At 46.1% G+C, this 25,949-nt stretch carries 22 protein-coding genes and 1 tRNA gene; 17 read left to right on the forward strand and 6 right to left on the reverse strand.

What is annotated here, in order from left to right:
- Positions 1 to 57: 57 nt before the first annotated feature.
- The 3 genes from DW835_RS04575 to DW835_RS04585 all read left to right on the forward strand — a co-directional run bounded on the left by DW835_RS04575 (position 58) and on the right by DW835_RS04585 (position 2,969).
- Complete coding sequence (locus tag DW835_RS04575) at positions 58 to 750, forward strand: response regulator transcription factor (RefSeq protein WP_022154060.1); 693 nt, start codon at positions 58 to 60, stop codon at positions 748 to 750.
- A 175-nt stretch (positions 751 to 925) separates the two neighbouring features.
- The gene (locus DW835_RS04580; RefSeq protein ID WP_118669268.1) at positions 926 to 2,287 is read left to right on the forward strand and encodes a potassium transporter TrkG; all 1,362 of its coding nucleotides are present in this window, start codon (positions 926 to 928) and stop codon (positions 2,285 to 2,287) included.
- A 31-nt stretch (positions 2,288 to 2,318) separates the two neighbouring features.
- A complete protein-coding gene (locus tag DW835_RS04585) occupies positions 2,319 to 2,969 on the forward strand; it encodes a TrkA family potassium uptake protein (RefSeq protein ID WP_117465221.1) in 651 nt (216 codons plus the stop codon).
- Between the two features lie 112 nt (positions 2,970 to 3,081).
- On the opposite strand, the gene DW835_RS04590 is transcribed toward DW835_RS04585, so the two are convergent.
- Positions 3,082 to 4,359, reverse strand: a complete 1,278-nt coding sequence (locus DW835_RS04590) for a dicarboxylate/amino acid:cation symporter (protein ID WP_118669267.1) — start codon at positions 4,357 to 4,359, stop codon at positions 3,082 to 3,084.
- Complete coding sequence (locus tag DW835_RS04595) at positions 4,359 to 5,207, reverse strand: NAD(P)-dependent oxidoreductase (protein WP_117465223.1); 849 nt, start codon at positions 5,205 to 5,207, stop codon at positions 4,359 to 4,361. Before DW835_RS04595 ends, DW835_RS04590 begins: the two co-directional genes overlap by 1 nt.
- 225 nt (positions 5,208 to 5,432) lie before the next feature.
- On the opposite strand from DW835_RS04595, the gene DW835_RS04600 reads away from it, so the two are divergent.
- Positions 5,433 to 6,320 (forward strand): ROK family protein, encoded by an 888-nt coding sequence (locus DW835_RS04600; protein ID WP_118730763.1) that lies wholly within the window; start codon positions 5,433 to 5,435, stop codon positions 6,318 to 6,320.
- Here the strand turns inward: DW835_RS04600 and DW835_RS04605 are convergent.
- The gene (locus DW835_RS04605; RefSeq protein WP_243037050.1) at positions 6,314 to 7,102 is read right to left on the reverse strand and encodes an AraC family transcriptional regulator; all 789 of its coding nucleotides are present in this window, start codon (positions 7,100 to 7,102) and stop codon (positions 6,314 to 6,316) included. The genes DW835_RS04600 and DW835_RS04605 overlap by 7 nt on opposite strands.
- Before the next feature lie 290 nt (positions 7,103 to 7,392).
- Here DW835_RS04605 and DW835_RS04610 point away from each other — a divergent pair, with 290 nt between their 5' ends.
- The 8 genes from DW835_RS04610 (at position 7,393) to DW835_RS04645 (ending at position 14,972) form a co-directional block, all read left to right on the forward strand.
- Positions 7,393 to 8,715, forward strand: coding sequence for an MATE family efflux transporter (locus DW835_RS04610; RefSeq protein ID WP_118730764.1), 1,323 nt, complete (start codon positions 7,393 to 7,395; stop codon positions 8,713 to 8,715).
- A 231-nt stretch (positions 8,716 to 8,946) separates the two neighbouring features.
- Positions 8,947 to 9,828, forward strand: coding sequence for a putative manganese transporter (locus DW835_RS04615; RefSeq protein ID WP_118539024.1), 882 nt, complete (start codon positions 8,947 to 8,949; stop codon positions 9,826 to 9,828).
- Positions 9,829 to 9,896: 68 nt separating this feature from the next.
- The gene (locus DW835_RS04620) at positions 9,897 to 10,442 is read left to right on the forward strand and encodes a Fur family transcriptional regulator (protein WP_118730765.1); all 546 of its coding nucleotides are present in this window, start codon (positions 9,897 to 9,899) and stop codon (positions 10,440 to 10,442) included.
- 128 nt (positions 10,443 to 10,570) lie between these two features.
- A tRNA-Lys gene (locus DW835_RS04625) sits at positions 10,571 to 10,643 on the forward strand.
- Between the two features lie 335 nt (positions 10,644 to 10,978).
- The gene (locus tag DW835_RS17920) at positions 10,979 to 11,314 is read left to right on the forward strand and encodes a hypothetical protein (protein WP_118669261.1); all 336 of its coding nucleotides are present in this window, start codon (positions 10,979 to 10,981) and stop codon (positions 11,312 to 11,314) included.
- 457 nt (positions 11,315 to 11,771) lie between these two features.
- Positions 11,772 to 12,548 (forward strand): TatD family hydrolase, encoded by a 777-nt coding sequence (locus DW835_RS04635; RefSeq protein WP_118501651.1) that lies wholly within the window; start codon positions 11,772 to 11,774, stop codon positions 12,546 to 12,548.
- Positions 12,549 to 12,610: 62 nt separating this feature from the next.
- Positions 12,611 to 13,966, forward strand: coding sequence for an MATE family efflux transporter (locus DW835_RS04640; protein WP_118501653.1), 1,356 nt, complete (start codon positions 12,611 to 12,613; stop codon positions 13,964 to 13,966).
- A 124-nt stretch (positions 13,967 to 14,090) separates the two neighbouring features.
- Positions 14,091 to 14,972: an aldose 1-epimerase family protein gene (locus DW835_RS04645; RefSeq protein WP_118501654.1), complete on the forward strand. Its 882-nt coding sequence runs from the start codon at positions 14,091 to 14,093 to the stop codon at positions 14,970 to 14,972.
- A gap of 55 nt (positions 14,973 to 15,027) precedes the next feature.
- Here DW835_RS04645 and uidA read toward each other — a convergent pair whose 3' ends face one another.
- The 3 genes from uidA to DW835_RS04660 form a co-directional block, all read right to left on the reverse strand.
- Positions 15,028 to 16,854, reverse strand: coding sequence for a beta-glucuronidase (gene uidA / locus DW835_RS04650; RefSeq protein ID WP_118669260.1), 1,827 nt, complete (start codon positions 16,852 to 16,854; stop codon positions 15,028 to 15,030).
- A gap of 121 nt (positions 16,855 to 16,975) precedes the next feature.
- Complete coding sequence (locus DW835_RS04655; protein ID WP_118730767.1) at positions 16,976 to 18,340, reverse strand: MATE family efflux transporter; 1,365 nt, start codon at positions 18,338 to 18,340, stop codon at positions 16,976 to 16,978.
- A gap of 164 nt (positions 18,341 to 18,504) precedes the next feature.
- Positions 18,505 to 20,010, reverse strand: a complete 1,506-nt coding sequence (locus tag DW835_RS04660; protein ID WP_182430249.1) for a glycosyl hydrolase family 28 protein — start codon at positions 20,008 to 20,010, stop codon at positions 18,505 to 18,507.
- A 242-nt stretch (positions 20,011 to 20,252) separates the two neighbouring features.
- Here DW835_RS04660 and DW835_RS04665 point away from each other — a divergent pair, with 242 nt between their 5' ends.
- From DW835_RS04665 to DW835_RS04685, 5 genes are all read left to right on the forward strand, one after another.
- Positions 20,253 to 21,545 carry an IS30 family transposase gene (locus DW835_RS04665; RefSeq protein WP_118669798.1) on the forward strand — a complete coding sequence of 431 codons (1,293 nt, stop codon included), beginning with the start codon at positions 20,253 to 20,255 and terminating at the stop codon, positions 21,543 to 21,545.
- 464 nt (positions 21,546 to 22,009) lie between these two features.
- A complete protein-coding gene (locus tag DW835_RS04670; RefSeq protein ID WP_117465267.1) occupies positions 22,010 to 22,495 on the forward strand; it encodes a DUF2975 domain-containing protein in 486 nt (161 codons plus the stop codon).
- 91 nt (positions 22,496 to 22,586) lie between these two features.
- Complete coding sequence (locus DW835_RS04675) at positions 22,587 to 22,814, forward strand: helix-turn-helix transcriptional regulator (RefSeq protein ID WP_022313169.1); 228 nt, start codon at positions 22,587 to 22,589, stop codon at positions 22,812 to 22,814.
- 22 nt (positions 22,815 to 22,836) lie between these two features.
- Positions 22,837 to 24,519 carry a DUF4173 domain-containing protein gene (locus DW835_RS04680; RefSeq protein ID WP_118669491.1) on the forward strand — a complete coding sequence of 561 codons (1,683 nt, stop codon included), beginning with the start codon at positions 22,837 to 22,839 and terminating at the stop codon, positions 24,517 to 24,519.
- Positions 24,509 to 25,828, forward strand: coding sequence for a DUF6688 family protein (locus DW835_RS04685; protein ID WP_243028698.1), 1,320 nt, complete (start codon positions 24,509 to 24,511; stop codon positions 25,826 to 25,828). Before DW835_RS04680 ends, DW835_RS04685 begins: the two co-directional genes overlap by 11 nt.
- Positions 25,829 to 25,949: the final 121 nt, after the last annotated feature.

Consider the following 25,949-nt stretch of genomic DNA (forward strand, 5'->3'; position numbering starts at 1 on the left):
ACAGAAATGGCATGATCATCGATAATACAAGGACATTCTGTAAATGGAGGATAAATAATGAGTAAGATTTTAATTATTGAAGATGAAGTAGCAATTGCAGATCTTGAGAAGGATTATCTGGAGCTCAGTGATTTCAAGGTCGATATCTGCAATACCGGCGATGAGGGACTGAAGACCGCACTGGCAGGCGATTATGATCTGATCATTCTGGACCTGATGCTGCCTGGCATGGACGGCTTCGAAGTATGTAAGAAGATCCGCGAGGAGAAAAATATTCCCATTCTCATGGTATCTGCGAAGAAGGACGACATTGATAAGATCCGCGGCTTAGGGCTGGGTGCGGATGACTATATGACCAAACCTTTCAGCCCCAGTGAACTGGTAGCCCGTGTGAAGGCGCACATGGCCCGTTATGAGAGACTGGTGGGAACTAACCAGAAGCAGCAGAATGATATCGTGGAGATCCGTGGTATCCGTATTGATAAGACTGCAAGACGTGTCTATGTGGACGGTGTGGAGAAGACGTTTACGACCAAGGAATTCGATCTGCTGACGTTCCTGGCGGAGCATCCGAACCATGTATTTACCAAAGAGGAGCTGTTCCGTGAGATCTGGGATATGGACTCCATCGGTGATATCGCTACGGTTACCGTGCATATCAAGAAGATCCGTGAGAAAATTGAAAAAGATACTGCAAAGCCTCAATATATCGAGACCATCTGGGGTGTTGGATATCGTTTTAAGGTATAAGGGAAGAAAAATAAGATCAGAAGAAAACTCCTATGATGGATACAGCAACAAACTGTCCCCAATAGGAGTTTTTTATTTAAAAGTGTGTTATAATCATAACATTGCGGATTGCACCCGTGAAATTTGATTAGCGATTCCACTGATGAGATAAAGCATCGGCGGAATGGAGTGTGTTATGAACAGTAAAAAAATAATACAGTTGTCTACGACACAGAAGATCATGCTTAGCTTTCTGTGTGCCATATTAGTGGGTAGCTTCCTGCTGGCATTACCCATCAGTTCAGCTACCGGAGAAGCGGTTCCTTATATAGATGCTTTATTTACGGCTACCACATCCATATGTGTGACCGGTCTGGTGACGGTTCCCACATATTCCACCTGGAGCGTCTGGGGACAGATTGTGATCCTGTTTCTGATCCAGTTGGGAGGTCTGGGAGTCATTACGGTCATGTACGGTGTGATGATGGGACTGCACAGACGACTGGGACTGGGTAACCGGTGGATGCTGCAGGATGTATTTAATCTGAATAATATCTCCGGAATCGTGAAATTCCTCCGCAAGGTTCTCATAGGTACTCTGGTGGTGGAGGGATGCGGAGCTCTTTTGTACATGACAGTATTTGTGCCGGAATACGGACTCAGAGGCATATGGATTTCGATTTTTAATGCCGTATCTGCCTTCTGCAACGCAGGAATGGATATTATGGCGGAAGACAGTCTGTGTGGCTATGTATTTCAGCCAATGGTCAATCTGGTCACGATGCTGTTGATCATATTGGGAGGCTTAGGCTATATCGTCTGGTGGGATGTACTGCGGGTTTTGAAAAATATCCGGAGCCAGAAGCTGAAATGTTTCCGACTGCTGACGCTTCACAGTAAAATAGCACTCACGGTGACAGGAATACTTATTGTAGTGGGAGCGGCGGTATTTTATATTTTTGAATACAATAATCCTCTGACGATGCAGGATTACACGGTGCCGCAACGGATCTGGGCATCCCTGTTCCAGGCAGTAACTACGCGAACCGCAGGTTTTGCCACGATTCCACAAGAGGATCTGACCAATACCTCTGCGATCATTTCGGTGCTTTTGATGCTGATCGGCGGCTCTCCGGTGGGAACCGCAGGAGGAATGAAGACAGTTACGATCGCAGTGCTGCTGGTATCTATGTTTGCCACCATAGGTAATAAGGAGGATGCAGAGCTTTTTGGGAGAAATATTCCGAAGCAGGCGGTGAATAAATCGGTAGCAGTTGTTGGTATGTTTTTTATCATTGCGTCGTTGTCTGCGATTCTTTTATCTGCAGTGACAGACGCGGCTGTGATCGATATTGTGTATGAAACAGTGAGTGCCACAGCTACTGTGGGATTAAGCAGGAACCTGACTTCCATGCTGAATCTTTGGGGAAAACTGATTATTATCGTGACCATGTATCTGGGAAGAGTCGGCCCCATATCTCTGGTAGTGGCATTCAGCACGCAGAAAAAGAACAAAAATATTGTGAAGAACCCGACAGAAGAGATCAGCGTCGGATAAAGCAGATCGAAGCAACAGGAAGGAAGAGACTATGGGAATCAATCAGACCTATGCAGTATTTGGACTTGGAAGATATGGAAGAAGTGTGGCGAAGGAGTTGGCAGAGAACGGCGCAGAGGTGGTGGCGGTAGACAATAGAGAGGCAGTTGTCAATGCGGCAATCTCAGAGATTCCATACTGTAAATGTGCAGATATTACAGATCCGGAAGCGTTGAGACAGATCGGTATTGCGAATATTGATGTGGTCATTGTGACCATGGCAAATCATCTGGAAGCCAGTGTTATGGCAACCATGCTGTGTAAAGAACTGGGCGTAAAGACCGTTATCGCCAAATGCGCCACTGAGATAAACTGCAAGATCCTTACGAAAGTAGGAGCAGACCGTGTAGTATTCCCCGAGAGTGAGTCAGGGATCCACCTGGCCAAAAATCTGTTAAGCTCCGGTTTCATGGACATTATCGAATTGTCCCAGGATGTGTCTATGGTGGAAATGGAAGTCAAACAGCAGTGGATCGGCAAGAATCTGATCGAGCTGAATCTGCGGAAAAAATATTCCATTAACGTGGTGGCGATCATCGAAGGAAAAAATGTAAATACCAATATCGATCCGGAAGTACCTCTGACACAGGATATGCGTCTGATCGTTATTGCCAACCGGGCAAAATTAAATAAACTGAAATAGAATAGCTTCGAGCTATAAAAAAGTGAAACTTCTGACGGTGCACTTGAGCACAAGACAGAATGTTTCACTTTTTTTATACAGTGCAGCCATCTGGAAAGCTGTAAACAGGTGATCAGTTATCTGCCTGGAAAGTCTTTTCGTTAAAGGCTCCCTGCTGCTTGGCAACGATGGTGGTACATACAGCATCACCAGTGATATTTACGGCAGTACGCAGCATGTCCAGAATACGGTCGATACCCATAATCAGTGCGATTCCCTCGGTGGGAAGGCCCACGGAAGTCAGTACCATGGACAGGGTGACCAGACCGACACTGGGGACACCGGCAGTACCGATGGAAGCGATCGTCGCGGTGGCAATGACAGTAGCAATGGCAGCCGGGGTCAGAGGAATACCGTAAGCCTGTGCGATGAAAACAACTGCTACGCCCTGCATAATGGAAGTACCGTCCATGTTAATGGTGGCACCCAGAGGTATCGTAAAGGACGAAATCTGTTTGGAGACACCGATTTTTTTATACAGGGTGTCGATAGACAGAGGGATCGTCGCATTACTGGTGGAAGTGGAGAAGGCAAAGGTCATAACCGGGAAGAACTTTTTAATGAACTTGAAAGGATTCAACCGGGTGAAGGTAAACAGCATGACCTGATATACCACGAAACACTGTACTGCCAGCGCCAGAATGACGCTTCCCATATATTTCAGCATAGGTACAAAAGCGTCGAAGCCGATGCCTGCGAAGGTCTTGGCAATCAGGCAGAAGACACCGACAGGGGCAGCTTTCATGACTGCAATCGTCATTTCCATCATAATGTCATTGAACTGACTGAAAAAGTTCGCCACAGTGGAGACCCGGTTGCCCATGGCAGCCAGAAGAATACCGACAAATAAAGCAAAGAAGATGATCGGCAGCATATCTCCGGCGGACAGAGAGGTAAAAATATTTTTCGGAATAATATTCAACAACGTCTCCGCAAAATCTACCTGGGTGGTCGCAACTTCGGTGGCATCCTCCGGCAACGCAATATTTAAGCCAACGCCGGGATTGATCAGACTGGCAATACCCAGTGCCACGCAGATCGCCAAAGCAGTGGTGCACAGATAGAACAGGATCGTTTTCACACCCACAGTTCCTAATGTTTTCGTATCACCGATGGCCATGGCGCCGCAGACGAGGGAGCAGAATACCAGAGGGACCACCAGCATCTGCATCAGGCGGATAAAACCATTTCCCAGTACATAGAGAATACCGTTGATCAGAATCGTATCTCTGAAGTACCCTTCCGGCATATAATAATGGATCAGCACACCACATACCGCACCGGTTAAAAGGGCGATAAAGATTTTGGTGGACAGCCCGAGTTTTTTCTTTTCTTTTTCGTGTTTTTCCACTATTCCAGTCCTCCGGTTTCTTTCATGTAGGAAGCCAATGTCTCTCTCCAGCCACTGGGTTCTTTGATGCCGGTGAGACGCAGCATCATATTATCCAGTACGGAATATTTCTCCGGGGTGCCGTCTTTTACTGTGACGGTAAGCCGATCTTCTTTTCCGGCAAGACGCAGGATCTCTTTCGCAAATTCCAGGCGTGTGCAGGAACCGCCGCTGCATACGGCGTGATAGATACCGTAGTGGTCGTTGTCGATGAAGAATTTCACCACCCGGGCAAGCTCAGCGGCAGAAGTGGGAACGGCGCGGTCATTGTTCCATAATTCCATGGTGGATACTTTGGGATCTGCGGCAGCTTCCAGTACTTCATTCAAAAAGTCTTTGCCGATGCCGTAGATCCAGGAACTGCGGATAATGACATAGCGGGTCATCAGCTGGATGACGAATTTCTCTCCGGCATATTTGGATTTCGCAAACAGCCCCACGGGATTTACATCATCGAACTCATTATAGGGTGTGTCGGATGCGCTGGAAAATACATCATCCGTAGAGATCTGTATGAGTTTTGCCTGAATGCTTTCCGCAGACTGCGCCAGATTCCTCGCACCTACGGCGTTTACCTTGTAAGCCATATCTGTCTCCGACTGTGCTGCACCGGCGGAAGGATGATATCCTGCACAGTTGATGACGACATCGGGACGATTCCGGTGCATGAACAGGGAAACTGCATGTTCATCCGTGATATCCAGCTCGTCCTTATCGGTCTCGTATAATTCATATTCCATCATGTCTAACAACCTGATCAACGCCTGCCCCATGTGACCGAGGGAACCGACGATCCATATTTTTTTCATTGTGATATAACCTCCTGCAATTTGTGTGTAACTGAGAACAGTATAACAAGTATATCATAGGAAAGATTCCCTGGAAAAGGGAAAATTAAAAAGTGAGAGAAACTCCATAAAAATGGATATTAACAGGGAGAAAAGGATTTGCTATACTAACCACAGAGAGCAGAATCCGAAGGAAAAGCGCGGGATATATTTGACAGACAGAATTTGGAAAGGCAGGTAGTTTATATGGCAAAACTACGTTTGGGTGCATTGGAAGCCGGCGGTACAAAAATGGTCTGCGCTATTGGCGATGAGAATGGTGAAATTTATGAACAGGTATCGCTTCCTACAACTACGCCTAAGGAGACGATTCCTAAGATGATCGCTTATTTTAGGGACAAGGGGATCGATGCATTGGGAATTGCCTGTTTCGGGCCCATTGAGCTGGACAGAGATTCCGAAAAATACGGTTATATCACAACCACGCCAAAGCTGGCCTGGAGGGACTGCGATATTGTGGGGCAGATGCAGGAGGCACTTCATTGCCCCGTGGGATTCGATACAGATGTGAATGGTTCTGTCCTCGGCGAAGTGACCTTCGGACAGGCACAAGGGAAAAAGTGCGTCATGTATCTGACCATCGGCACCGGTGTCGGCGGTGGTATCTATAGTAATGGAGAACTGCATCACGGAATGCTCCATCCGGAGACCGGACATGTGCTGATCACGAAGCGGACCGCAGATACTTATGCCGGAAGATGTCCTTATCATATGAATTGTCTGGAAGGTCTGGCGGCAGGCCCTGCCATCGAAGAACGCTGGGGCAGGAAAGCAGTGGACCTGGCAGATTGCCCGGAAGTATGGGAGTTGGAGGCAGATTACATTGCTCAGGCACTGACCGGTTATGTCATGACGGTATCACCGGAAATGATCATTTTAGGCGGCGGTGTCATGCACCAGGAGCAGTTGTTCCCGCTTATCCGCAAGAAGCTTAAGGAATACATCAATGGCTATATCGTAACAGATGAACTTGCAGACATGGAGCATTATGTGGTGCCGGCCTCTCTTCATGATGATCAGGGCATTATGGGATGCCTGGAGCTTGCAAGAAGAGCTCTTGAAAACGATCATTGATAGGGCAGCTGTTTACGGTATTGCAGCGGAGACATCTGATATGTCCTGTGAAAGCAACGGATAAAATGACTTACGTTGGGGAAGCCGGACTGCAGGGCAACCTCTGTAACCGGCAGAGAGGTGCTCTCTAACAGATGGCAGGCATGGGTCAGTCTCAGATGCATCAGGTATTGCGTCAGAGTCAGATGAAAGTGCTGCTTAAAATAGCGGGACAAATATTTTTCGGATAAATGAAATTGCTCTGCCAGGGTTTCCAACCGAAGGGGTTCTGTGTAGTTATACTGCAGATAAGTCAGTATCTCACGCTGCATTGGATCGTTCCTTTTGGAGCCCATCGGGTTAATGGTTCCGCAGGAAGCAATTTTTTGGATAAGTGACAACAATAAAATACGTAATCGGAAATACCCACTCAATGTATTTGGAAGCTGTCTGACAGACAGGATCTCACGGATGAGAGAAATGATGTCAGGACAGCTTTTTTCGTGGGAAAGATTATGATGCAAAAGCAATTCATGGTTACGCAGGGGAAGGAGAAACTCCGTTTCCAACAGATCGTCCGTCTGAAAGGAAATAAATTCCAGTGGAAACAACAGGGTATGATAGTCTACGCCCGGAATTGCGGAACCCATAAAATGAAGCTCACCGGGATTCACAAAGAATACGGAGCCGCCGGCCGCTTCGTATTCTTCCCCTTCAATGATGACATTAAGAGAGCCGGAGCGGACATATATGATCTCTACCTCCGGATGCCAGTGGACAGGAATCTGAAAAAAAGCAGGCATATCATGCAGGTGGTAACAGCTAAAAGGAAATTCTTTTGTTCCGTGAATGCGTTCTTCTCTTAATTCAGGGTACATAGGCAGGCCTTTCTGTGAAGTGGATCAGAGGATATTATGGTCAGATTACTATAAAAGTAGAAATAAGTCAATTTTCTGTGGTAAAAATGCAAGCTTTAGGAAAGATAAAGTAGTAATATGTAAAAATTAAAGGTACTATTCAGAATAGTATTCTGAATGGTTACAAAATGAAAATGCAAATTTATAGGAACCGCAGAAAGGATATAAAACATACGATGGAAGGACAGAATAAGTCATTATTTCAATTATTTGTACCACTGTGTCTGGAGACAATCTTTTACATGTTGTCCGGAATGGTGGATACTTTAATGCTTTCTTCTGTGGGAGATCAGGCAGTCGGAGCAGTCGGAACAGCAAATACTTATATTGGTGTATTTATTATTATGTATTCGGTAGTTTCTATGGGAATGCTGGCTGTGATGACACAGAATATCGGTGCGGGCAGACCGGGGATCGCCTGTCAGGCAAAGACTCTGGGATTATGGTTTAATGGGATCCTGGGTGTTATGATGTCTGTTTTTTTGTTTTTCTGTTCCGATGGGATTCTGTATGTGGTAGGTATTGCGCCGGCATTGAAGGAGCCTGCCGTACAATATCTGCGGATCGTAGGAGGCGGAAGCATACTGAACGCAATGATTCCCATACTGGCAGGATATCTGCGTGCGTTTGGATATACGAAACAGCCCCTGATCGCAACTGTGACAGGTAATATTTTGAACTTTATATTAAATGCCGTGTTTCTGTTTCGATTCCACCTCGGCGTGCAGGGGGTTGCATCCGCAACAGTGATCTCCAAAGTAGTGAATCTGATATTGATCGTGATCTTTGTACGGCGGCTGATCCCTGCAAAAAAATATTCGGAGAGGGTAAATTCCGGAGAGATTTTGCGGAAGATCATCCGGATCGGATTACCTTCCGCTTTGGAGAATATTATTTATAATGTAGCGATGACACTGGTGATTCGTTTTCTGAACCAGATGGATACAGAAGGAATCAATGTGGCTGCCCGCTCCTATACGGCACAGATCACGAATTTATCCTTCTGTGTGGGAAGTGCACTTGCCCAGGCGAATGCCATTATGACCGGATGGTACATGGGTGCGGGAAAATATGAAATATGTGATAAGCAGACGAAAAAATCTGCGGCGATCGGAGCGGTACTGGCGATGGGAACAGAATTTCTGTTTGCAGTCAGTGCCCCGGTCCTGATCTCTTTTTTCACGCAGGATAAGAGTATGGTAGAACTAGTGCAGAAGCTGATGTTTATTGATATTGCCCTGGAAGCCGGACGAGTCACAAATCTGGTATACGGGAATGCTCTGAAAACCAGTGGAGATGCTGTATTTCCGGTGATCCTCGGAGCTGTTTTCATGTTTTTGTGTGCAGCGGGAGGAACGTATCTGTTGGGGATACAGCTGCATCTGGCAGTAGTGGGTGCTTATATCGGTCTGACAGCAGATGAATGCTGCCGTGCAGTCGGCATGCTGCTGCGCTGGCGGAGCGGAGCATGGATGAAAAAAGGATTGATCGAAGATTGATGGAAGTGATCCGGGAGTACTATAAGACGGTATACCGGCTGGCTTTTGCCCAGATGGGCATTCTCTTGCTTTTCGTAGCTTATCATAGCATAGCGCATTTTTTATAATTAAAATATTGACAATATGAAAAAATGTGTTATAGTTCTAAATGCAAATGCAACTCATTTGCATTTAGAACAAATATATGATTAAGTATTCATTTGATAAAGAAAGTATGGAAAGGTAAGAGTTATGTCGGAAGTTATTTTAGATACTTTAATAGATAGTATAAAGCTGGTGCCATTTTTGTTCCTGACCTATCTGGCTATGGAATATCTGGAGCATAAGGCCGGCGAGAAGACCACGCATATGGTGCGTAAGGCAGGTAAAATGGGACCGTTGATCGGTGGTGTGGCAGGTGTGTTGCCTCAGTGTGGATTCTCAGCAGCGGCATCCAACTTATATGCAGGCAGGGTGATCACCCTGGGAACACTGATAGCCATTTATCTGTCCACTTCTGATGAGATGCTGCCGATCCTGATTTCGGAGAAAATGGATATCCGCTTTGTTCTGGGCGTGCTGGGAGCGAAAGCGGCCATTGGTGCGGTAGCCGGATTTGTGATCGATCTGTTGGTCCGGGAGAGGAAGATGCATCCTCATGACCATGTTCACGGGCATGAGGAAAATGATCATGAAGAGGAAGAGCACATTCATGAAATCTGTGAGCATGAGAACTGCCATTGTGAAGAGGATGGCATTTTTCTGTCTGCGGTAAAACATACGCTTCAGATTACCTTTTTCATTATAGTCATTGGATTTGTTCTGAACACAGCACTGCATTTTGTGGGAGAAGATGTTCTGGCCGGCCTGATCCTGAATCGTCCCGTACTGGGACCTGTGCTGGCAGGAGTGGTGGGACTGATTCCCAACTGTGCAGCATCTGTGACCATAACGCAATTGTATATCAGTGGTGTGATCAGCCTTGGAGCCATGATGTCCGGATTGCTGGTGGGCGCGGGAGTAGGACTGCTGGTGTTGTTCCGCGTGAATCCGGATAAAAAGGAAAATCTGAAAATCGTGGGAATTTTATATGTGATTGGCGTTTTAGCAGGAATTGTGATAAACTGGCTGTAGGCACAAGCAGTGCCAAAATTGAGAGCTGACTCTTTGACTGCTTGCAGGCATAAGAGGCAGATCCAATTTTGATAGGGCGATGCCCGTCCAGTGAGGGAACGCAGGGCGTTACCGAGCTGAGCAGCACTGCGGATGCCCCGGATCGCGATATAAAAGGACAGATATCTATGGAAGAACATAAATGTGAACACAATGATATTTCCTACCCTAAGGGATTGAAATGGACCAAACAGAGAAAATGCGTGTATCAGGTGCTGGAGGAAGCGACCGAACCCCTCAGCGCCGTGCAGATTTACAATCGTATTGAGAAAGAACACGAAGGCAGCGATTATGCTGTATCCACAATCTACCGGATCCTGGCAACATTTGAAGAACATGGAATGGTAGAGAAGACAACGTTCATGGGAGACGGTACCGTAGTATACGAACTGAACCGCGGGGAACATACCCATTATGCGGTCTGCCTGGAATGTCATAAGCGGATTCCGCTGCCCAGCTGCCCCTTTGCACATGTGCATTTAGAGCAGGATACCGGAGATTTCACTGTCACCGGACACAAATTAGAGCTTTATGGCTATTGCAAAAAGTGTCAGGAAGCCCGCGAAAATCACTAATTTCACCTATTATATAAAAAAATCGAAAAAAATATTTAATTTTTTTTGAAAAAGTACTTGCATTATTTAAAATCATGTGATAACATATGTCTTGTCGTTGCGGGAGACACAACAACGACACAGAAAATGCACCGCTAGCTCAGTTGGTAGAGCACCTGACTCTTAATCAGGGTGTCCAGGGTTCGAGCCCCTGGCGGTGCACTCGAGAGAATCGTTTTTGGAGACATAGGAGCTCCGGGGACGGTTCTTTTTTTTGGTTTTAATTTTGCTGGACAAACTACTTTACAAAGCTGGGAACACATGTTATATTGAAATTAGCCAAAGAGAGACTAATGTCTAACTTCAAGACGCAGAAAACCCTGGGATGCTACCCCGGGGCTTTTTGTTGCCAGGCTGACTGTTGCTATTCATCACCGTCCAGCCATTTGCATATGTAGTAGCCGACTACACTTGCCACAACAGAGAGTATAAAGTTAAAGAGTTCTACCAAAATGTCACCCCTTCCACAGTCTGGTTGGAAATGGGAAACGACATGGATGAAGGACACTACAGAAAAATTGTTAATAGTTCTGTATATGAAGTATTCACGATATTTGAAATTGATGAGTGAGGGGAATACTATGAATGATGCAATAGCAATGATGTTTTCAATTTTAATTGTCATGTTCGGGTACCTGGTATTTAAGATCCGGACAGATCAGTCCCAATCAACGACCGCCAGCACCAGAAAACGGAGCAAGAAGAGAGGGACAGGAAAGCCGGTTATCAAAAATAACTGGAATATGCGACCACTGGACACAAAAGATCCTGCAGACAAAGATCTGCGGTATGAGGATTTTGTAGAATCATCTTGGAAAGAAATAGAAAAATAATTGTCTGACAAACTACTTTACAAAGCCTGGAACCCGTGCTATATTGAACTTAGATAAGAAAGTAATAATTGTTCCAAGGCGCAGAAAACCCCGGGGTGCGATCCCGGGGCTTTTTGTTGCTAGGCTGACTGTTGCTAAGCTTCTCCGTCCAGCCATTTGCATATGTAGTAGGCAACTACACTTGCTATAACGGAGAGAAAGAAAGTAATAATAATATCCAAAGCGCCACCTCCTTCCTGCTGGAAAGAGTCAACAGCATGCCTATTATATCACACGGTTCTCGTAGCGTAAACCGTCAAAAAACGACTTAAAATACCCCTTAGATACCATTTCTCTTTATCAGGGTGTCTGGGGTTCGAGCTCCTGGCGATGCACTTTAAAGGATCGTTTTTGGAGACATAGGAGCTCCGGGGACGGTTCTTTTTTTGCATAGATACCCTGATTAAGGAGATTTCACATGACTGCGATATTTGATACGCATGCGCATTATGACGATGACGCATTTAACGATGACAGAGAACAGCTTCTGGCGGCGTTGCCGGGGCAGGGCATTGCCCGGGTGGTGGATGTGGGTGCGAGCCTGGCATCCTGCCGGAAAGTGTTAGAGCTGATGGAGCAGTACGATTATATATACGGAGCCATCGGCGTACATCCCAGCGAGACCGCGGAACTGGATGAGGAATCTTATTCCTGGCTGAAGGAACAGTGCCGGAAAAAGAAATGCCTGGCGGTGGGAGAGATCGGATTGGATTATTACTGGCCGGAGCCGGATCACGAGACACAGAAGAAGTGGTTCCTGCGGCAGCTGGATCTGGCGCGAGAGATCCGAAAGCCCGTTATCATTCATTCCCGGGATGCGGCGAAGGATACTGTGGATCTCATGACGGAGGCGCGCGCGGAGGAGATCGGCGGTGTAATTCACTGTTATTCCTATACGAAGGAGACGGCGAAGATTTTCCTGGATATGGGATTCTACTTCGGAATCGGCGGCGTGCTGACTTTTAAAAATGCAAAGAAGCTGAAGGAAGCGGTAGAGTACATTCCCATGGATCGCATTGTATTGGAGACGGATTGCCCGTATCTGGCACCGGAACCGAACCGCGGCAAACGCAACAGTTCCCTGAATATTCCCTATGTGATCGCTGCCATGGCGCAGATCAAGAGGATCACAGAGGAAGAAGTGCGCAAGGCAGCATGGGACAATTCCCTTAGGCTGTATCATATAGAAAAATAAATGGTCAGCTGATAAAGAGATATGATTGGTGGGGGAATCTATAGTAGTAAAAGGTAAACGTTATGGAAACAAGTACAACAAAGCAACTATTTTCAAAAGATGATCTGAAAAAACTGATCATTCCACTCTTATTTGAACAGGCACTGGCAATCACTGTGGGCATGGCGGATACCGTCATGATCTCTTCGGCGGGCGAGGCGGCGGTCTCCGGCGTATCCCTGATCGACATGTTCAATAACCTGATCATCAGTGTGTTGGCGGCATTGGCTACCGGTGGCGCGGTGGTGACTTCCCAGTTCCTCGGAGCCGGGAAAAAAGAGGACGCCTGCAAATCTGCAAAACAGTTGATCGTTTCATCGGTATGCATTACGATCGGTATATCGATTTTGGTCATGGTGTTCTGTAATGGCATCATTTCCCTGTTTTTCGGTAAAATTGAAGCGGACGTATTTCATAATGCTGTGATCTATATGATGATCTCGGCACTGTCCTTTCCGTTCCTTGCCCTGTACAATTCCTGTGCGGCGCTGTTCCGCTCCATGGGAAATTCCCAGATCACGCTGAAGGTCTCCGTGGTGGAAAATATCATTAACATCGGCGGTAATGCTTTGGGTGTTTATGTGTTGGGACTGGGCGTGGCAGGTGTGGCGATCCCCTCCCTGATCTCCCGTGCGGTGGCAGGATTTATCCTGTATCATTTGCTGAAAAATCCGTCCAACGAAGTGCATCTGTTAAAAGAAAAATTTCGGATTGACTGGCCTGTGATTCATAAGATCTTTTATATCGGTATTCCCAGTGGTATTGAAAACGGGATTTTCCAGCTGGGACGTGTCATTGTGGTAAGCATTATCGCGGGTTTCGGAACTGTGCAGATCGCTGCCAACGGCGTGGCGAACAGCTTAGACAGCATGGGCTGTATCGTGGGACAGGCTATGAATCTGGCAATGATCACGGTAATTGGCCGTTGTGTCGGCGCCGGAGATTCCGGTCAGGTGCGGTACTATACGAAAAAATTATTGAAGATTACCTACTTGTGTACCTTTATGGTAAACAGCGTCATCCTGCTGTGTCTGTCGTGGGTCCTGAAATGCTACGGATTAAGCCCGGAGACCACGCAGTTAGCCTATATTCTGGTTATGATCCACAACGGTATGGCGATGTTTTTGTGGCCGGCGTCTTTTGTTCTGCCGAATATGCTTCGTGCCTGTAATGACGTACGGTTTACTATGGTGCTGTCTATTTTTTCCATGTTCGTGTTCCGTATCGGATTCAGCTATATCATCGGTGTGAACATGGGTTACGGAGCCATCGGTGTCTGGATCGCCATGGTACTGGACTGGATCTTCCGAGTGATCTGTTTTGTGGGCAGATATTTGTCCGGACATTGGCTGAAGACAGCCGGATTGTCAGAGAGATAGCGCACCGGTTGTCCTTGTATAGGAAGTCTGTTATAATACCGATAACAGATAGAGATCTGTACAATATCAGAGGAGAGGTACGTATCCTCCGACAAAAGGAATCGTCTGCGGAATGGAGGTTAATATGCAGGTAGTATTGGAAAATGAAGCTTTAAAAGTAACCATCAACAGCTTTGGCGCAGAGCTTGCAAGCATTCAGGGGAAAGCAACAGATACCGAGTATCTGTGGAATGCGGATGCAAAATTTTGGAAGAGAACTGCCCCGGTACTGTTTCCCTTTGTAGGAAGTCTGAAAAATAAGGAATATCACTACGAAGGAAAGATCTATTCCATGGGTCAGCATGGCTTTGCCAGAGATATGGAGTTTGCCGTGGATGTACAGACCGCGACGGAAGCATGGTTTTCCCTGAGATCTAATGAAGAGACCAAAGCGAAGTATCCGTTCGAGTTCATTTTAAAAGTAGGTTATGAATTGGAAGGAAAAGACCTGAAGGTCATCTGGCAGGTCGAGAATCCGGATACGAAAACACTGTACTTTTCCATCGGCGGACACCCGGCATTTATGTGTCCTGTGGATGGAAAAGGAAAGCAGTCAGAATATTATTTCAAGTTTGATACGGACAAAGATCTGACTTACGGATTGGTGGCAGATGACGGACAAGGACTCATGGGACAGCAAAAGGATGTACTACCGGTGAAAAGCGGTTATGCGCAGATCACAGAGCACTTATTTGACCGGGATGCTCTGATCGTGGAGGATCGTCAGGCTTCCGCAGTGAGCCTGTGTACTCCGGACAAAAAGCCTTACCTTACCGTAAGCTTTGACGCTCCGTTATTCGGGCTGTGGTCTCCCGCAGGCAAGGGAGCACCGTTTATCTGCATCGAGCCCTGGTACGGCAGATGCGACCGGACGACCTTCGACGGCAGCCTGGAACAGCGGGAGTATGGCAATACTCTGCAGGCGGGCGGGGTATTCCGCAGGGAGTACACCATCACCGTAGAATAAATCCAGAAACAGCAGCGATATGTTAGGTATCGCTGCTGTTTTTAAGTGGCTCATCTTATGAATTATTCTTGTTCTTGTAATGGAAATTCGGAATATGCCCCCATCTGTCCCGGAAATAATGGGCGATCAGCTTCGGACGGCGATCTCTGGTAAAGATGCCCTTGCGATTGCCGTCGGCACGCATGCAGCCCTGTAAGGTGGCGTAATCGGCGAAATTCCATGCCTGTTCCCCGATAAAGAAGTCTCTTCCGTCGAAGGTTTTGCTATACATTTTGTAAAGCGCTACCTGGAATTCTTCACTCCACATTTCCGGCGCACAGTTATGGAGCCCGGCGAGAGTATCGGCGCCGTATTCGGTCATCATCACGGGTTTTCCGATCTTTTCCCAGAAATCCAGTTCCAGATTCCAGGCGTAGGAAGCAGCTTCCAGATCACCGGAGAGATTGTACCATCCGTAATAACGGTTGAGACAGACTACATCCATGGTTCTGGTCACAATGTCCTTCTCGTAATTGTTCTGGCAGCAGACAAAGGTCACGGGGCGGTTCTGAGGATCCAGCCGGTGGGTAAATTCATAGAGAGAATGCCAGTAATCGTAGGCGGATTCCGGGAAATGCTCGGTATCCGGTTCGTTTCCCATGGACCACATGACGATGCAGGGATGATTTTTGTCCCGTGCGATCAGATCCCGTAGTACCTGTTCGTGATGCTCTCTTATGGGAAATGTCTTATAAGGGTCACAGCTGTCTCCGGCACCGATGCCCACGGCGGGCGTCTCGTCAATAATAACGATACCCTCACGGTCACAGAGCCGGTAGATCTCCTCCGCGTAAGGGTAATGGCTGGTGCGGAAGGAGTTGGCATGGATCCAGTGTAGAAGATTAATATCCTTTACATCGAGGCAGAGATCCAGTCCTCTTCCGCGGAAAAATGAATCCTCATGCTTGCTGAAGCCCTTGAAATAAAAAGGCTCCCCGTTGATCAGAAACTGCGTTCCCTTCACCTCTACGGTACGGAAACCGAATTCTTCCGTATAGCAGTCCTCTCCGTAATGAACTTCCGCCTTGTACAGGTAAGGAGTGCCGGGATAAGGCTGCCAGAGATGGACCTGCGGGATCCGAAGCTCTCCCTTTCGGCCGGTGGCTTCTGCTTTGCAGTTGCTTTCTGCGTCTATGATTTTTAAAGTGACAGGAGCGTCACTATCCATCCCATCCGTGAGAATTTCGTAATTTAAGACGCCGGTGTCACCTTCGATAGACGGGACCAGAGTAATGTCTCTGATGTAGGATGCCGGAGTGCTGTAGATGCGCACCGGTCGGTTGATGCCAGCAAAATTAAAGAAATCAAAATTCGGCAGATTCTGTTTCTTTCTCCATATTTTTGCGGCTTCCACACTGGGAATGCCGGGATTGTCCGAGCCGAAGAAGGCAATATTACCTTCGTTGCCGATGGGCAGAGTGCTGTGGCTGATCCGGTTGTCCACAGCGACACCGATGGTAAGGTGGCCATCCTCCGGAACCAGATCTGTGATCTCAACTTCAAAAGGGAGAAAACCACCCTTATGTGTCATAATCAGTTTCCCATTGATATAAACTTTTGCAACATGAGTTACGGCGTCAAAACGCAATACCTGGCGCTGCCCGTTGTTCCCGCACAAAAGAGCCGGGAGCACCACGGTTCGCTCGTAATAAGCCCAACCGTAATGATTCCGATAAGCCGGATCATCCTTCTGGTCATTATAAGAAGCCGGCACGGCAATCAGGTCCATCTCCTGCGGTCCGCTCCAGAGATCCTCCGGCTCTGTCTCATCTCCTAATTGAAATTGCCATACTCCTCCCAGATCGATCAAGCTGCGGGAACGGTTCATGATTGGATATAACATGGTAGTCCTCCTTTTGCCCTGTGGCCTGTAATTGCGCTTATTATAGGGCAGGACAAAAGGAAAATCCATGTGATTATTTTTAAGAAGTATGTAAATTTTTATGAATCTGGCAAGTCAGTAATTAATGGTGGGTATTCCTGTTTTTTTGCAAGGGCACAAATAGCGCCCAGCGCCTGGATTTAAAGTAGAAGAGCATGGCAATCATGCCGGTAATAAAGCTGGCGGAAACACTGACCATGGCATATTCGCCATAGCCGGCATACATGATGAGATAAGCGGCAGGGATTCGGACAACCCATAATAGCAGAATATTTACGATAGTGGGATAGCGAATCTCTCCGATACCATTGATAAAGCACATAATGCCATTGAACACGGCGTAGGCCCAGGTGAATGGCAGAACAAGATAAGTATATCGCTGTGCAAAAGCCAACACGGCCGGATCACGGCTGAACAACATCAGCAGAGGATGGCAAAAAGCAGTCACAAGTAATCCCCCTGCAAGGGTGACGATGCCGGAACAGAGCGGTATCTGCCATGCACCGCAGCATAAACGACGGTAGTTCCGGGCACCAAGGTTCTGCCCGGCAAACACAGTAGCCGCAGAAGAATAGGAAGTAATGGCAATATTGGCAATGCCGCTGACTTTACCGGCAACGGAGCATCCGGCTACGAAGGTGGATCCAAGCGTGTTATAAAGTGCCTGAAGCAGCACATGACCGACAGAATAAAGTGCGGTATTCAGTCCGAGAGGCAAGCCGATCTTTAACATTTCATGAAGAATAGGAAGGTCAAAACCATGCGCAAAAACAGGAAAATTCATGGCAGGATAAGTATGACGGATGTAGAAGATGCTGAACATCCAGGACAGAAACAGTGAGGCAGCAGTTGCGATGGCAACACCGGTGACGCCCATTCCCAAACCGGCAGTCAGTACAAGGTCCAGAACAATATTGGTAACGCAGGAAATGCCAAGAAATAACAGCGAGGAAGTACTGTTTCCCAGACCTCGTAAAATACCTGCGTTAAAGTTATATCCCATATTGCCGAGAATGCCTAACGTTGTGATACGCAAATACACAATGGCATAGGGCATGGCATCGGCAGGCACCTGCATCAGCCTGAGAAGGAACGGTCCGGCAGCTACGCCTAACAACGTAAGCGGCAGACTGGCAGCGTACAGAAAAAACACTGCGGTTTGTGCAAGCTTACGCAGTCGATCGGCATCGGAGGCACCTGCCGCTTGTGAAATCAGGATGGATATTCCGGAACCAATGCCAAGAAAGATACACAAAAGAATCTCCAGTGGCTGGGAACTTGTGGCTACAGCGGCCAAAGCGGATGCATCACAGAAATTACCGATGACCAAAGTATCAACGGTTCCGTATAACTGTTGTAAGATATTTCCGATGCAGATCGGCAATGCAAACTGTGCTGCGCGGCCTAAAATAGAACCTTGTGTCATATCGATTTTACTCATATTCATTGACAATCACCCGCTTTGTAAAAATGGTAAATATTTAAATTGTAGAATGTAAAAATTCATCAGCTGATACTGGCTTGGTTCAGAGTCTATGCCAAAACTGTGTCCGGGGTTTTATGTTGAGAAAGCCTTCGATGCTGCCGGTTATATTCTCCATTGTAATATAATCATAATGTTGCGGAGTATCGGGATGCATCTTGATCCTCTTCCGTGTGCAAATTGGAAATTGTCAGTGCATCATATCTCGAAAGCAGAAGCTTCGCATTCGGCGGCAGTACACAGTCTGACAAAAGTACATTTTTGATTTTATGCCCAGGTGCAGTAAAACCATCAATTTCAATGGGGGCAACGGATTCCACTGTGCCGTGCTCCTGTTTTTGTCCGGTCAGATGCAGCCGTTCAAAGCGAAAATCTTCAAAATAAGGCTGCTCTGAAGCAGGAATGCCGTCATCATTGTATGGAACAGAATGAATGAGCAGGCGGGGGAAGGTGCAGTCGCGTACAGTGACATTGCGCACATATCCGCCACGCTTAGGGGTTCCTTTGATTTCAATGCCATTGGAAGAGGCAGCTATATCGCAATCCCAAATTTGCACATCCGCGACACCGCCAGACATTTCACTGCCAATACAGATACCATGACCGCCGTTGCTGTGGCAGTCAAATATGCGGATATGTTTTGTAGGACGATTGATGGCGTTACCTTCAGGATTCTTACCGGATTTGATGGCAACGGAGTCATCTTCGGTTTCAAATTCCGTTGCAAATAACGTGCAGTTTGTGGAAGAATCCGGGTCCCAGCCATCGCCGTTCCAAATACCGCCAGAGCGTAGCGTGCAGTGGTCAGTCACAATGTCATCACAGTAGATCATATGGACATTCCATGCTGCGCCGTTTTGTAAAGTCAGCCCTGTAATACGAATACGGGAGCAGTTGCTTAAATTAATAAGTCGTCCGCGGACACGTCCCGGAATGGTACGGTCATTCTCACAGGTGGCAACCAGTGCAGCATTTTGGGCAAGATATTCCCTGAGATTCTCCCGTTCGATATCGATCATGCGCTCAGCCAGAACATGCCCACCGCCACTAATGGTTCCTTTCCCATAAAGCAGGATGTTTTCGCAATTTGCACCTGCGGTATGATCAAGCTGTCCGGCGTTTAAAAGACTGCGGTAACATTCCTGCTCCGTGCCTTCAAAACGGCTCCAGATACGAGGCAGATAATCTGTGGGGTCAGAACTTCCCTGTAAAACAGCATCTTTCTCCAGATACACGGCCATACAACTATGTAGATCAAGAGCTCCGGTCAGATAGATTCCGGCGGGAAAGTATACTTCGTCATTTGGTCCGCAGTCTGTAAAAGCCTGTTGGAGTGCGGCAGTATTCAGCGTTTTTCCATCACCCACGGCATTGTAGGGTTCTTCCGTTACATAGATGCGGTGCCGTGCAGGTGAGGTACAGATGCGGATACTGCCGATATTGTAGACAGTAACACAATATTCAGTATTGGGTATCAATTCTGTGAATGTATAATGTGTCCGATTTGTGTGAACAGAATGTCCACCATCGAGAGAAACTTCATATACTGTGTCGGCATTGGCATTTTCCGGCTTATTCCAGAACACAGTTGCGGTGTTGGCAGTACAGCGTGCGGATAGTAAAACGGATTCCATAAAAATCCTCCTTTTCTTTTTTACTGCTTTCATTGTAAAAAAAAGCACTGAGAATGTCTATATCAATTATTTTCATTTATGTTAAGGTGAATTGGAAAATTAAATTCCAGTCCATTCACCCAAAAACTGGAACTTAGTATTGCAAAATATATCCTAGAAGTTAGTGTTGCAAACCTCTTGATATCTAGTTATAGTTGTGGCTCAGCAATAGAGTCCGGATGGCGTTATCCAAGGAGAATACCATGGCTAAGAATGCACATCTGGTTCTTGATGAAAGAGCCACAATAGAAGTTCGCATAAGAGAACGAGCTTCATTTACTGAGATAGGTAGGGAACTTGGCAAGGACCCTTCTACTATCTCAAAAGAAGTCAGACTCCATAGTCAGACTGTACGTAAAGATTCCTTCAATCCCTGCAGCAAGCGAAGTACCTGTGATGAATACGGAACAGCATGTTCAAAGTGCAAACTACAGTATTCAAAAAGCTGCAAGAGATGTCCTCGTGTAAAGTGCTACGAGCATTGCAAGCAGTTTGAGGTATTGGTTTGTAACAAACTGAAGAAACCACCATACGTTTGCAACGGCTGTATCCAACGGCAATCCTGTAAGCTGGAGAAGCATATTTATTCTGCCAAATCAGCTCAGAAGAATTATGAGACTACTCGCTCAGAAAGTCGTCAAGGAATAGCAATTACACCGGAAGAATTAAAGCGTGTAGATGCTATTGTTTCACCGCTTGTTAAGTTAGGCCAGTCTATTCACATGATATGTGTCAATAATGCAGATGATATCATGCTTGATGAAAAGACTATTTATAACTACATTGATGCAGGGCTTTTATCTGTAGATAACGTTGATCTTCCAAGAAAGGTCCGTTATCGTACCCGCTCACATAAGAAGCCTGTAAGAGTAGACAAGCAGTGTCATGTAGGACGCACTTACGAGGATTTTGAAGCTTATCTTGCTGCGAATCCTGATATTCCGGTAGTGGAAATGGATTCAGTAGAAGGTCGCAAAGGCGGTAAAGTCTTGTTGACCATATACTTTAGAAATAGTAGTTTAATGCTTGCTTTTATCCGTGATAACAATACCGCCAAGTCAGTTACAGAAATATTTGACTGGTTGTATGAACAGTTAGGACATGAAGTATTCACTAGCCTCTTCCAGGTGATTTTGACCGACAGAGGAAGTGAATTTACTAACCCGCTGGCAATCGAATTTAATAAGGGCAATGGTCGCAGAACACATATCTTTTATTGTGATCCACAGCGTTCTGATCAAAAAGGTGGTTGTGAAGTTACACATGAGATGATTCGTCGTGTGCTTCCGAAGAAAACCTCTTTTGATAACTTAACTCAGGATGATATCAATCTTATGATGAGTCATATCAACTCATATAACAGAAAAAAGCTGAATAACCAGTCGGCACACCAGTTGTTCAGCTTCATTAATGGCGGGGATATTCTTGACAAGTTAGGAATAAAATCCATTCCCGCTAATGAGATTAACCTTACACCTCTATTACTGAAAAAATAAGAAACGTAGCGCCATTCGGAAAAAATACTGAACCGAATGAGGGGTGGAATTTAATCTTGCGAAAAAAGAAATAAAATTCGACCTCCGCTTAACGTGACTCTTTTTTCAGAGGATTAAGATCTCAAAAAAAGAATATCAGCATATGAAGCATAAAACAACTTGTTTCTAATAGTAAATTCCAGTTTTGAAGAACTTTGCAAAACTAACTTCCATAAAAATCATGATATTTTGATTTGCCAGAATTTACTTATGCAAGCGATTAGCTAAATCAGAACTTAAACTTGCAAACTGGAAGCTCGGATTCCAATTCAGCTCATTTATGTTAATAATTCCCTATTTACCCTATATCTGCTCTGTGATATATGAGATTCAATATAAATTTATCGAATATCAATAAAATTATATTGACATTCGTATCATAGAGTGATATGTTAAGGCTACCAAGAAGGAAAGAGGTATTCATTATGGAGAAGAGAGAGTTGTCGGAAAAGGAGCTGCGGGAGAAAAAGTTATCTTTGGCGAAGGGGACAAAGTACCTGCTGGATTTCATGTTCTATGCGGGGATACTGGTGACGGTAAGTCTGCCGCTCAGTCTCAAATACATAGGAAAGTATCTGGAGGCAGTGGAGGAGAATTACCTTCCGGCAGTGATCATATTCGCCATTCTGGGCGTGCTGGCGTTATTGTTGATCAATGAACTGCGCAAGATGTTTGGCACGGTGCTTGCGGAGAACTGCTTTGTACCGGAAAATGTGGCGAGCCTTAGGAGAATGGGAGACTTAAGCTTTTTCATCGCGGCCATGAGCGCTGTGAGATGTGTGGTGTACCTGACCATTGCCATGCTGGTGATCATTTTGGTATTTATTATTGCAGGCATGTTCAGCAAAGTGCTGGCGATGGTATTTGAAGAAGCCGTGCGCTACAAGAAAGAAAACGACTTAACAATCTAAAAATTCAGTCACGAAGTGATAGAGCGTGTGATACGCGACTATGTAAATGACGCCGGCTGAACGGAAATTCAAAATTAGAAAGGCATCTATTATGGGAATCATTGTAAATCTGGATGTAATGATGGCAAAGCGGAAGATCAGCCTGACGGAACTGGCGAATCAGGTGGATCTGACACAGGCAAATTTATCCATCCTGAAAAATAATAAAGCAAAAGCAATCCGTTTCTCTACGCTGGAATCCATCTGCGAGGTGCTGCATTGTCAGCCCGGAGACATTCTGGAATATGTGGAAGATTCAAAAGAAGAGAAAAACAATTAAATCCTGAAAGGGGGAGATCACAATGCAGGAAAATACAGTAGTACAGGAAACAACTTCAGCAAATCAGGGACAGATATCCGGGCAGAATGTAGTCCGGGTGGTAGAAAAGACAGAGACTGCGGAGACAAAGCGCATGAAGGAACATTTTAATTTCTTTGGACCGGTGACGTTTCTCTATGCCGTGTTCTATGCGTTTTGCATGTTTCATAACGGATCGGGAATTACCTTCCCTTTTTTTCTCGCAGGCACTTTACTGTATTTTGTCTTCTCGCTGTCAAAACTGAAGATTACCTTGAAAAAAGGAAGCACCTTTTACATGATCAGCATTCTGCTGCTGGGGATATCCACCTTCTGCACGGACGGATGGGCAATCATCAGCCTGAATAAGCTGGCGGTCTTTTTGCTGGTAATGTGTCTGCTGCTGAATCAATATTTTGATACGAAAAAGTGGAATCTGGGAAAATATGTGGGGAGTATCTGTCAGCTGATCGTTATGAGCTTCGGCGAACTGGGCAAGCCCTTCTCCGATGGCAAAGCCTATTTTCGTGAAAAGGGAAAAGTAAATAAGAAGGTATGGTATGGGCTGCTGGGAGTAGTGATCGCATTGCCTATTGTACTGATCGCTGCCGGACTGTTAAGCTCTGCCGATGCGGTATTCCGTAAGATGACAACGGATTTCATGAACTGGATCCGCCCGGGCAATATATTCAACGTAGTCATCAGGGTAACATTTCTGTTCTTTACTTCCTATGCACTGACTTCTTATCTGTGTAAGAGAAGCATCCCGGAAGAAGTGAAGGATCGCAGAAAGGGTGAGCCGGTACTGGCAATTACGATTATGTCACTGCTGTCACTATTGTATCTGCTGTTTTCCGGTATTCAGATCTTCGGATTGTTCTTAGGAAAAATGCAGCTGCCGGAGGGCTATACTTACGCACAGTATGCAAGAGAGGGCTTCTTCCAGCTGCTGGCTGTCAGCATTCTGAATCTGATCCTGGTACTGGTGTGCCTCAGCTTTTTTAGGGAAAGTAAGGTACTGAAAGTAATTATGACGATTATGTCATTATGTACTTTTATCATGATCGCATCCAGCGTAATGCGTATGATCATTTACATCCGGTATTATTATCTGACTTTCCTGCGGATCTTCGTATTGTGGATGCTGGCGGTATTATTCGTCATGTTTATCGGAGTACTGATCAACATTTACAGGGAAAGCTTCCCTTTGTTCCGCTATGGTGTGGTGATAGTGACCGTGCTGTATCTGGCATTGTCCTTCAGCCATCCCGACTATATTATAGCCAGAGTGAATATTGCCAATGCGCCGGGTACAGATGGTGCCGGCTGGGAAGAATCCGTGGCACAGGATTACGGAGATGATTTTTTCACCGGACCGTTTTTCCGGGGATCGGAATATAATGACTACTCTTATCTGAGTGATCTCAGTGCGGATGCGGCACCGGTCATTATTCCTTATATGGAGAGCCTGGGGTATGATTTTGGCGCCTATGAACTGGAGAACCCTACGGATATTATGAGGGATGATACGCAGGCTCAGTGGTGGGGCAGTTATCAGCCGAAGGGATTCGGATATTATTACCTGAACCATAATAAGAAGCGTTTGGATCAGACATCTCTGCGGACATTTAATATTTCCAGATATATGGCGCGGAAACAGATAGAGGCAAGAATCGATGGAAAATAAAGAAATGAATACGGAAAAAATAAAGTTTTATAAAAAGCATCCGGTGTTGCTTGCATGGCTGATTTCTATATTTATCGGACTGGGCTATGCGCTTTTTACGATCATAGCCTCTGTTATTCATTATGAGCAAAGAGATTATGTATGGGAGATCATTAAGGCTTTTACAGAAATGTTTACCTGGGCAATTTTAATGGGAGCGGTACTGGTATTTCCTGTGGTGCTGACGATCAGCGAAGGAATCTGCCTGATCAGTGAAGCATGGGAACGTCCGGTGAAGGGAGCCTGGCTGTTTGACCAGCATGTATTTTGGCTGGGCGGATTCTATGAACTTTGTTATTTGGGGTTGATTATGGATGTGACATCCGCTGACTGGCAGACGCAGTTAAGCAATTCCAATAAACATACACCGATTTACAGTGGTTCTATGGTTACTTTTATAGTACTCATTCTGCTGGCATTTATAGGGTATGAGATCCTGCAGAGTATTCCGCTTCGGAAGCTGCCGCCCCTTGTGACAGTACTGTCGATTTCCGCAATGTACCTGGGATTGTTAGAACTGATCCTGTTCACAGTACAGATATTCAAGCCGACGATTTTGCTTGATGGATATTTGTTATTATTTCCACTGTGCTGTGTGCTGCTAGTGGTGCGACTGCTTCTGAAGAAAATACGGGAGTGGAATGCACTGATGCAGAATGCGGAGGCGGAACACTTTGGGACGGGGAAGATTTATCAGAATCCCATGCTGCGTTGGTGTGACAGCATATTGCGGAAGGCTGCATGGTGGCCGGTGCTGGGACTGGTATTGATGTTCCCACTGTTGGGGATCCTGATCGCAATCCTCATGCTGTTTGGGCAGGCACCGGATTCTGTGATTAAAGCATTCACGGAGACCAGCGACTGGAATCTGTCTCTCAGGCAGGCACCGCAGAATGTCATGTATGATGAACATTATCTCTGCACGGTAGCTGCCGGCGGTCATGAAAAGGTCGTAAAGCCTATCCGCCTGGGGAGGCGGCATGGGCATGAAGTCATTGTGAACCGTCAGTTGTGCATCGCCAATGCTTTTGAACAGGTGTTGGAAGAACGGACTCCCGGCTTCCACCGGGCACTGCGTCATTTTTATGACACTTACGGGTTCCCTGTGGCGAGACTGATCCACAGTAAATACACGGCGGATCTGGTGTATTTTATCATGAAACCTTTAGAATGGATCTTCCTGTGCGTGCTGTACCTGACAGACGCCCATCCCGAGAACCGCATTGCTGTGCAGTACACCGGGAAAACGGCGGCGCAGGTGGAAGAATAGTAAAATATTAACTCCCTTTTCGGAATTGTGTACCCACTGAAAACGAGCCTATAAACATGCATTCACAATGCATAAAAACACGTTCCGGCTATTTCCCACACATTGAAATATACACTTAGAT

Source organism: Clostridium sp. AM34-9AC, assembly GCF_003480225.1.
Lineage (GTDB): Bacteria > Bacillota > Clostridia > Lachnospirales > Lachnospiraceae > Acetatifactor > Acetatifactor acetigignens.

Bases quoted from the DNA above. Each gene is read 5' to 3' on its own strand.
- DW835_RS04575 (WP_022154060.1), top strand. From the start codon at position 58: ATGAGTAAGATTTTAATTATTGAAGATGAAGTAGCAATTGCAGATCTT.
- DW835_RS04610 (WP_118730764.1), top strand. From the start codon at position 7,393: ATGGAAGGACAGAATAAGTCATTATTTCAATTATTTGTACCACTGTGT.
- DW835_RS04655 (WP_118730767.1), bottom strand. From the start codon at position 18,340: ATGAATATGAGTAAAATCGATATGACACAAGGTTCTATTTTAGGCCGC.
- DW835_RS17920 (WP_118669261.1), top strand. From the start codon at position 10,979: ATGAAGGACACTACAGAAAAATTGTTAATAGTTCTGTATATGAAGTAT.
- DW835_RS04665 (WP_118669798.1), top strand. From the start codon at position 20,253: ATGGCTAAGAATGCACATCTGGTTCTTGATGAAAGAGCCACAATAGAA.
- DW835_RS04595 (WP_117465223.1), bottom strand. From the start codon at position 5,207: ATGAAAAAAATATGGATCGTCGGTTCCCTCGGTCACATGGGGCAGGCG.
- DW835_RS04685 (WP_243028698.1), top strand. From the start codon at position 24,509: ATGGAAAATAAAGAAATGAATACGGAAAAAATAAAGTTTTATAAAAAG.
- DW835_RS04600 (WP_118730763.1), top strand. From the start codon at position 5,433: ATGGCAAAACTACGTTTGGGTGCATTGGAAGCCGGCGGTACAAAAATG.
- DW835_RS04680 (WP_118669491.1), top strand. From the start codon at position 22,837: ATGCAGGAAAATACAGTAGTACAGGAAACAACTTCAGCAAATCAGGGA.
- uidA (WP_118669260.1), bottom strand. From the start codon at position 16,854: ATGTTATATCCAATCATGAACCGTTCCCGCAGCTTGATCGATCTGGGA.
- DW835_RS04640 (WP_118501653.1), top strand. From the start codon at position 12,611: ATGGAAACAAGTACAACAAAGCAACTATTTTCAAAAGATGATCTGAAA.
- DW835_RS04660 (WP_182430249.1), bottom strand. From the start codon at position 20,010: ATGGAATCCGTTTTACTATCCGCACGCTGTACTGCCAACACCGCAACT.
- DW835_RS04635 (WP_118501651.1), top strand. From the start codon at position 11,772: ATGACTGCGATATTTGATACGCATGCGCATTATGACGATGACGCATTT.
- DW835_RS04615 (WP_118539024.1), top strand. From the start codon at position 8,947: ATGTCGGAAGTTATTTTAGATACTTTAATAGATAGTATAAAGCTGGTG.
- DW835_RS04580 (WP_118669268.1), top strand. From the start codon at position 926: ATGAACAGTAAAAAAATAATACAGTTGTCTACGACACAGAAGATCATG.
- DW835_RS04585 (WP_117465221.1), top strand. From the start codon at position 2,319: ATGGGAATCAATCAGACCTATGCAGTATTTGGACTTGGAAGATATGGA.
- DW835_RS04675 (WP_022313169.1), top strand. From the start codon at position 22,587: ATGGGAATCATTGTAAATCTGGATGTAATGATGGCAAAGCGGAAGATC.
- DW835_RS04605 (WP_243037050.1), bottom strand. From the start codon at position 7,102: ATGCCTGCTTTTTTTCAGATTCCTGTCCACTGGCATCCGGAGGTAGAG.
- DW835_RS04670 (WP_117465267.1), top strand. From the start codon at position 22,010: ATGGAGAAGAGAGAGTTGTCGGAAAAGGAGCTGCGGGAGAAAAAGTTA.
- DW835_RS04645 (WP_118501654.1), top strand. From the start codon at position 14,091: ATGCAGGTAGTATTGGAAAATGAAGCTTTAAAAGTAACCATCAACAGC.